The sequence below is a fragment of the Thermobifida cellulosilytica TB100 genome, assembly GCF_001517975.1.
In the GTDB taxonomy this organism is placed as follows: domain Bacteria; phylum Actinomycetota; class Actinomycetes; order Streptosporangiales; family Streptosporangiaceae; genus Thermobifida; species Thermobifida cellulosilytica.
In genome coordinates this window covers 75,108-79,104 of the sequence record NZ_KQ950186.1, presented here as the reverse complement: position 1 = coordinate 79,104, position 3,997 = coordinate 75,108, and the positions used below count along the sequence as shown (strand labels likewise).

The following is a 3,997-nucleotide window of genomic DNA, read 5'->3' as shown; positions in this document are numbered from 1 at the left end:
GCCCCGCACCGCCGCGGGGACGCGCGGGGCCGCCCGGCGGTTCCCCGCCCGCTCCCCGGGCGGCGCTGGCCGAAACCGGCCTGGAGCCGGACGGTGATTCTGTGCAACTCTGGATCAAACCTCCGAAACCTGGGAGACCGCATGGACACCTTTTCCGCCACCGGCCGGAGCTGCGGGACCTCGGGGCCGGCCTCCCGACCGGCAGAGCACCCGTGCACCCCCCGGCCCCGCCGCCTCCCGGACGCGGGCCCTCCCCTTCCCCGCCCAGGACAGCAGACCCCGCCCTCGATGGCGTGACCGCCCCCGTGCCGCCTAAGCTGAACCGCGTGAGTGAACAGGTCGTCCCCTCCCAGCCCACCGGCCCCGCTCCCGACCAGCGCCCCGAGGTGGGAGTGGGACCCTGGGAAGGCCCCTGGCCCGAAGGCGACCACTACGACCCCGAACTGCTCGCGGGCGGCGACCGCCGCAACGTGGTGGACCGCTACCGCTACTGGCGCCGGGAGGCGATCGTCGCCGACCTGGACCGCAGGCGCCATCCCTTCCACGTGGCCATAGAGAACTGGGAGCACGACTTCAACATCGGCTCGGTGGTGCGCACCGCCAACGCCTTCGCCGCCCGGGCCGTGCACATCGTGGGCCGCCGCCGCTGGAACCGGCGCGGCGCCATGGTGACCGACCGCTACCAGCACATCCACCACCACCCCGACACCGCGTCCCTGGTGGAGTGGGCCGAGGCCCACGACCTTCCCCTGATCGGGATCGACAACCTGCCCGGCTCGGTCCCGTTGGAGACCTATTCCCTGCCCCGCTCCTGTGTCCTGGTGTTCGGCCAGGAGGGGCCCGGCCTGTCCGAGGAGGTCCGCAAGGTCTGCACCGCGGTGCTGTCCATCGCCCAGTTCGGCTCCACCCGGTCCATCAACGCGGGTGCCGCCGCCGCGGTGGCCATGCACGCCTGGATCCGCGCCCACGTGTTCGGCCAAACCGTTTGACGTCCAGCCCGACCGGTGGCGGCGGCCCAGCGGCGCCGTCCGCCGCACCCCGGCAGAAGGAAGGAGGCCGCGTTCCCTCCCCGGCTTGACGGCCTGGGTCGCCACACCGCGCACGCCATGATGAACAGAGTCGAATCGGCCCACTGGCCAGGTGAACTGCGGCCCTACCAGCGCCAGGCGCTGGAGGCGCTGGAGGCGCGCTGGGCGTCGGGAGACCGGCGCGCCTGGGTGGTGCTGCCCCCCGGGGCGGGCAAGACCCTGATCGGGCTGGAGGCCGCGCGGCGGATCGGCCGCCGCACCGTCGTGTTCACCCCCAACACCGCGATCCAGAGCCAGTGGATCAGCCAGTGGCGGGAGTTCGAGCGTCCGGAGGGCTGCACCGCGGGCACCCAGCGCTCCCTGGAGCACGACGTCACCGTCCTCACCTACCAGTCGCTCGCGGTGTTCGACCCCGACGCCGAGACCGACGAGGAGGGCAACGAGCTGTCCCTGCTGGGACGGCTGCACGGCAACGGCAGCGCCCTGGTGGAGGCGCTGCGCGCGGCGGGACCGATCACGGTCGTCCTGGACGAGGGCCACCACCTGTTGCAGATGTGGGGGCGGCTGCTGGCGGAGGTGCTGCGGGAGCTGCCCGAGGCCCACGTGCTCGGGCTGACCGGGACCCCGGCCGAGTCCCTGACCGCCGCCGAGGCCGCGCTCGTCGACACCCTGTTCGGCGCCCCGATCCGCGGAGCCTCCATCCCGGCCCTGGTCCGCGACGGCTACCTGGCCCCCTTCGCGGAGCTCGTCTGGATCACCGAGCCCACGCCCGAGGAACAGGACTACATCGCCGAGCAGGGGCTGCGCTTCACCGAGCTCTGCACCGACCTGCTGTCCCCCGGCTTCGCCCGGGTCGACTTCCTGACCTGGCTGCGCCGCCGGTTCGACGAGCGGGTCGTGGAGGGCGGGCAGCGGCTGGGCTGGGCGCAACTGGCCGCCCAGGAGCCCGAGCTCACCGACGCGGTGCTGCGCCTGCACCACGCCGGGCTGTGCGCGCTGCCCTCGGACGCGCGCGTGCTGGAGCGGCACCGCGGCGCCCCGACCGCCGACGACTGGATGGCGCTGCTCGGCGACTACGTGCTCAACTGCCTGCGCCCCGGGGTGCAGGGGGGCGTCGAGGGCGACCCCGACCCCCGCGACGTCGAGGCGCTGGAGCGCATCCGCACCGCGCTGCCCGCGATCGGCTACACGCTGACCCGCTACGGCATCCGCGGCGGCCGCTCCCCGGTGGACCGGGTGCTGGCCCGCAGCGCCGCGAAGTCGCAGAGCACGGTGGAGATCGTCGCCGCCGAGTCCGACTTCCTGGGGCCGCGGCTGCGCGCGCTGGTGCTGTGCGACCACGAGCGGGCCAGCGCCCGCCCCTCGGCGCGGCTGCGCGAGGTCCTGGGCGACCAGGCGGGCTCGGCGTGGCTGCAACTGGAGCTGCTGGTGGCCGACGAGCGCACCCGCGCCCTGTGCCCGATGCTGGTGACCGGCCGCACCGTCGCGGCGGCCCCGGAGACCGCCGAGGACTTCATGGCCTTCGCGGCGCGGCGCCGCCCCTCGCTGGAGCTGACGCTGGTGGAGGTGGGCTCCTCGGGGTCGCTGATGCGCGTCGAGGGCCGCTGGACCTCCCGCACCTGGGTCCGCCTGGTCACCGAGTACTTCGAGAACGGCGGCTGCCGCGTCCTGGTGGGCACCCGCGGCCTGCTCGGCGAGGGCTGGGACTCGCAGCGGGTCAACACCATCGTGGACCTGACCACCGCCACCACCCCCACGGCCGTGGTGCAGGGGCGCGGCCGTGCGCTGCGGCTCGACCCGACCTGGCCGGACAAGACCGCGCACACCTGGACGGTGGTCTGCGTCAGCGACGCCCATCCGCGGGGCAGTGCCGACTGGGAGCGGTTCGTCCGCAAGCACGAGGGCTACCTCGGGGTGGCCGCCGACGGGGAGGTGATGAGCGGGGTCGCGCACGTCGACCCGGCGCTCTCCCCCTACGAGCCGCCGCCGACGGCGGAGTTCGCCGCGATCAACGCCCGGATGCTGCTGCGCGCCGAGGACCGCGGGGACACCCGGGAGCGCTGGCGGATCGGCTCCCCCTACGCCGACGAGCTGCTGGCCACGGTCCGGGTGCGCCCGCAGCGCCACCGGGGGGCGCTGGCTCCCCGGGCGGCGGGGGTGCGCCCCCGCCCTCCGGCTGCGGTGCCCGCCCGGTTCGGGGTGGACACCGCCGAGCGACTGTACCTGCCCCCGCTGTGGAAGACGCTGCTGTCGGTGCCGCTGACCGCGGCGGCGGTGCTGCTGGTGGCCCTCGCGCTGGGACTGTCCCCGCTGACCGGCGGGGCGGCGGCGGTGTGCGTCTCCGGTGTGATCTGCGCCCACCGGCTGCTGTCGCGCGGGCCGCGCGTGCAGCGCGCCGCCCAGTTGCTGGAGATCGCGGCGGGCGACCCCGACATCCTCCGCTTCGGCTACGCGGTTGCCGACGCGATGCACGAGGCCGGGCACTCCCCGGTGGGCGCGGAGGGGCTGCGGCTGGACATCGACACCGACGGCACCTTCCGGCTCACCTTCACGGGGGCCGGCCCCGCGGAGGCCGAGGCGTTCAGCACCGCCCTGGACGAGACGATCTCCCCGCTGGTGGGCAGCCCCCGCTACATCATCAACCGGTACCGGATGGAGCGCCCGGCCGACGCGGCCCAGGCCCGGCGGATGGGGGAGGACTGGCTGCTGGGCCGGGCTCCGGAGAACGCCGTGCTCTTCCACGCCGTGCCGAGCCTGCTGGGCCGCAACCGGCGGGGTGTGGAGGCGTTCGCGCGGGCGTGGAACCGGTGGATCTCCGCCGGGGAGCCGGTCTACACCGCCAGCCCGGCGGGGTCGCGCCTGCTGTACACGCACTACGCCACCGACCCCTACCCGTCGGAGACGGAGTCCCGCCTGACCTGGCTGTGAGCGGACGCCGCGGCCGCCCGCGGCGTCGCCGTGCCCCGTAC

General features: G+C 75.0%; 2 protein-coding genes. Both read left to right on the top strand.

Annotated features, from left to right (window positions below):
• Positions 1-326: 326 nt before the first annotated feature.
• Positions 327-989 carry a TrmH family RNA methyltransferase gene (locus tag AC529_RS17095; RefSeq protein ID WP_068758379.1) on the top strand — a complete coding sequence of 221 codons (663 nt, stop codon included), beginning with the start codon at positions 327-329 and terminating at the stop codon, positions 987-989.
• 117 nt (positions 990-1,106) lie between these two features.
• Positions 1,107-3,956 carry a DEAD/DEAH box helicase family protein gene (locus AC529_RS17090; RefSeq protein ID WP_198156469.1) on the top strand — a complete coding sequence of 950 codons (2,850 nt, stop codon included), beginning with the start codon at positions 1,107-1,109 and terminating at the stop codon, positions 3,954-3,956.
• Positions 3,957-3,997: the final 41 nt, after the last annotated feature.